This is a genomic window from Acetonema longum DSM 6540 (assembly GCF_000219125.1).
In the GTDB taxonomy this organism is placed as follows: domain Bacteria; phylum Bacillota; class Negativicutes; order Sporomusales; family Acetonemataceae; genus Acetonema; species Acetonema longum.
On record NZ_AFGF01000203.1, the window covers coordinates 1 to 3,646 of the forward strand.

Genomic DNA, 3,646 nt, shown 5'->3' on the forward strand with positions numbered 1-3,646 from the left:
GTATGCAAAACAGACTTTTTTCTTGTCATAGCAGGGTCAGTTGCATAATGTGAAGAACCATACCAATAATGAGAATAAACACGCAAGAGCATCATACATAAAAGGAGAACGTAATATGCCGATTCGACTTGTAGCAATTGATCTTGACGATACACTGCTGGACCATCAGACGAAAGTGTCTCCCCGCGCCGTGGAGGCTATCCGGCAAGCCATGGCCCAAGGCGTGACCGTGACCGTTGCCACCGGTAGAATGTATGCTTCGGCCCTGCCCTATGCCCGGCAGTTAAACCTGGATGTGCCGCTGATTACTTATAACGGCGCCTTGATAAAGGCCTGCCTGTCCGGTGAAGTTCTGTACCACCGGACCATTGAACGGGAACTGGCCGCTGAAATCATGGAACTGTTCCGGGCCAGGGACTGGTATATCCAATCTTACGTGGACGATGTCCTGTATGTGAGAGAAGTCAATGATCAGGCCAGAGCCTACGAAGCGTCGGCCAAGGTTAAGGCCGTACCTCTGGGAGAGTCTTTCTATACAGAGGCCCTGCCTCCTACTAAGATGCTGGCTTTGGCCCGGCCGGAGGAAATTCGGGAACAATATCGGGTTGTGAAGCAGCATTTCGGTGGCCGGCTCTATGCGGCGGTTTCCAAGCCGACTTATCTGGAAATGACCCACCCGGCGGTGAATAAAGGCATTGCTTTAAGCTATCTGGCGCAAAAACTGGGGGTTGACCGGCGGGAGGTCATGGCCATCGGCGATTCACAGAATGACCTGGATATGATTGAGTTTGCCGGCTGGGGCGTAGCCATGGGCAATGCCATGGATCTGGTGAAAAGCAAGGCTGACGCCGTCACCGCTGCCAATGACGCTGATGGAGTGGCGGAGGCGATTGAACGGTACATATTGCAAGAGAACCGTTGAAAAGACGCAGTGACTTTTCGGGAGATAGGTAGTAGCGGATGTCTTCTCATAAGCCGAAAAGTCACTTAAATCCTTCAGTACGGCAACGCAGGCGTTGCTCTTACCTAGCATCTGAACCTTTTTGAATGGTTCCTGATTCAAGGCTGAAGATGAATTTGAAATGATAGGGGGGATGAATGAGTGAGGATTATAGTTGCGCCTGATTCCTATAAAGGCAGCGTGTCGGCTCTGGGGGTGGCTGACGCTATGGAGCGGGGCATCAAGAAGGTGTTTGCCGATGCGGCGGTCATCAAACTGCCTATCGCCGATGGCGGTGAAGGCACGGTTGAGGCACTGGTAGCCGCGGCCGGGGGGCATACGGTGCGGCGGCAGGTGGTGGGACCGCTGGGGGAACCGGTGGAGGCTCATTTTGGCATTCTGGAAGACGGAGAGACGGCGGTGATTGAGATGGCGGCTGCCTCCGGCCTGCCTTTGGTGCCTTTCCATAAACGGGACCCTCGCATCACTACGACCTATGGCACTGGGCAGCTGATTAAGGCGGTGTTGGATCAGGGCATAAAAAAAATCATTATCGGCATTGGCGGCAGTGCTACCAATGACGGGGGAACCGGTATGGCCAAAGCCCTGGGAGCGGTATTTTATGATGCCTCCGGCCGGGAACTGCCGGCCGGAGGTGCGGCTCTGGCCAATTTGAGTAAGATTGACGTGAGTGGCTTGGATTCGCGGCTGGCCAGCACCACTATTCTGGTTGCTTGCGATGTGGATAATCCCCTGTGCGGATCTCGCGGCGCTTCGGCTGTTTATGGGCCCCAAAAAGGGGCTACGCCGGCGATGGTGGAGGAGTTGGATGCTGCGTTGGATCATTTCGCCACAATTGCCAGCCGGACCACCGGCAGGGATGTGGCTGAATTGCCCGGAGCCGGCGCTGCAGGCGGCCTGGGGGCCGGGCTGCTGTTCTTTACCGGCGCGCAGCTGCGCCCGGGGGTTGAGATAGTGCTGGATACGGTAGGATATAGGAGCTTGGTAGAGGGCGCCAATCTGGTTATCACCGGGGAAGGCCGGACGGATTTCCAGACAGCTTATGGTAAAGCCCCGGTCGGTGTGGCTAAGATTGCCAAGGAGTTTCAGGTGCCGGTGGTCTGTCTGTCAGGCGGCCTCGGCAACGGGGCGGAAGATGTATTGACTCAGGGAATCGATGCTGTGATGAGTATCGTGCCCGGACCTATGTCCCTGGAAAACTGTCTGGAAAACGGCCCGGATCTGATCGAGGCGGCTGCAGCCCGATTGTGCCGGCTGATCCGGCTAGGCGGCATGACAAGGATAAAAGACTGACAGCCCTTAAAAAGACCAAAAAGCCCTGTAAGGGCTTTTTGGTCTTTGGCAATAAAGGTTTTGGATTTCATATGCAGGAAATTGGTTTTATTTTGGCGAATTTCCATATAAATTGTCAGATGGTTATCCGAATAACAGGCAGGTGTAATATTTGAATTCTACGCGACAAAGCGATGACAGGCAGAAAAACAACAATGGCAAACAATCGACGCCGCCCTTGCCTGCGGCAGAGGACTTACGCACAATCGTAGAAGCCTCCCGTTTGGCCCGCGATGGACACTCCCGTCAGGCGGAGCAGCTCCTGCTGCCTCTTCTGACTAAAAAACGAGTGCCAGTGGGCGCAGTCGATCTGCTGGCTAAACTATATTCCCGTCGCGGGCAGGTGCAAGAAGCGGCAGCCTTGTGGCGCTGGACGCTGGAACTGGACCCGGGCAACCGACTGTATCAGCAGGCATTGGCGGATTGCGAGCAGCGTCTCAACGGCAGAAAAGGACTGCGCCGTCTGCTTTATCCGGCTGGCGTCATAGGTCTGATCAGCTTATTCCTTGCCGGTTGCTGGTGGTATCTGGGGCGTCCCCTAACCTGGCAGGCAGTTGCCGATCATCAAGTTATTGCTGCGCGGACCCTGCAGGGAACGGATAATTCTTCGGTTGAGCAGCTGTCAGCCCAGCCTGAGGCTGCGGCATCAGACCAGATTGCAACAGCGTCTTCGGCTCAAACCGAGGTGGTGGCTAAAGCTCCGGCTCCAGATGTAACTTCAGGCCCGGCGAAAACAATCCCCTCGGGTCAGGCTGAACGTCCATCGCTCTTGGCAGTGGCTTCCGTCCACCCAGTCGAACCGCCCAAAAGCGCAACCCTGATTGATGCCATGGCTCCGACCAAGGCCCGGCTGGCAACTCAAACCGTGCGGGGTGTGTTGAGTCAGGACGATCTGCTTCGGGTTCTGCCCATTGAGATTTCTGTGAACGGCAATGCCGTCAGCCTATCAGGAGAAGTGCCCACGTTTTATGTCCGCTACCATTTGGAAAAAACGGTTAGTGAGATTAATGGCGTCAGCAGCGTAACCATGCAGAATGTCAAGGTGACCCATCGCTATACAGTGAAAGAAGGCGACACCCTGAGCATAATCGCCCGGCAGACCGGAGGGAGTATGGCCCTGGCCTCTGCTTTGGCTGAAGCCAACCAACTGAGCGATCCATATCAGGTCGTCATAGGGGATGTCCTCATTTTGCCTTTCTAGCAATAATGCATTTTACTATTTACAACGAAAAAAATATGGCGTATAGTAGAATTGTTAACGACAATCAATTGACACGTTAACAATTCTTTTTTATTTTGATCGTTAACCACGAAATAAAATTGGTTAACAATCGATCATCAAACTATTTATAC

General features: G+C 54.0%; 3 protein-coding genes. All 3 read left to right on the top strand.

The window, feature by feature from the left end; genetic code table 11:
* Positions 1-115: 115 nt before the first annotated feature.
* The 3 genes from ALO_RS16640 to ALO_RS16650 all read left to right on the top strand — a co-directional run bounded on the left by ALO_RS16640 (position 116) and on the right by ALO_RS16650 (position 3,494).
* Positions 116-922, top strand: coding sequence for a Cof-type HAD-IIB family hydrolase (locus ALO_RS16640; protein WP_004098284.1), 807 nt, complete (start codon positions 116-118; stop codon positions 920-922).
* A gap of 180 nt (positions 923-1,102) precedes the next feature.
* Positions 1,103-2,254 (top strand): glycerate kinase, encoded by a 1,152-nt coding sequence (locus tag ALO_RS16645; RefSeq protein WP_004098286.1) that lies wholly within the window; start codon positions 1,103-1,105, stop codon positions 2,252-2,254.
* Positions 2,255-2,405: 151 nt separating this feature from the next.
* Positions 2,406-3,494, top strand: coding sequence for a LysM peptidoglycan-binding domain-containing protein (locus ALO_RS16650; protein WP_004098287.1), 1,089 nt, complete (start codon positions 2,406-2,408; stop codon positions 3,492-3,494).
* Positions 3,495-3,646: the final 152 nt, after the last annotated feature.

Coding starts and splice junctions, on each gene's coding strand:
- ALO_RS16640 (WP_004098284.1), top strand. CDS start 116: ATGCCGATTCGACTTGTAGCAATTGATCTTGACGATACACTGCTGGAC.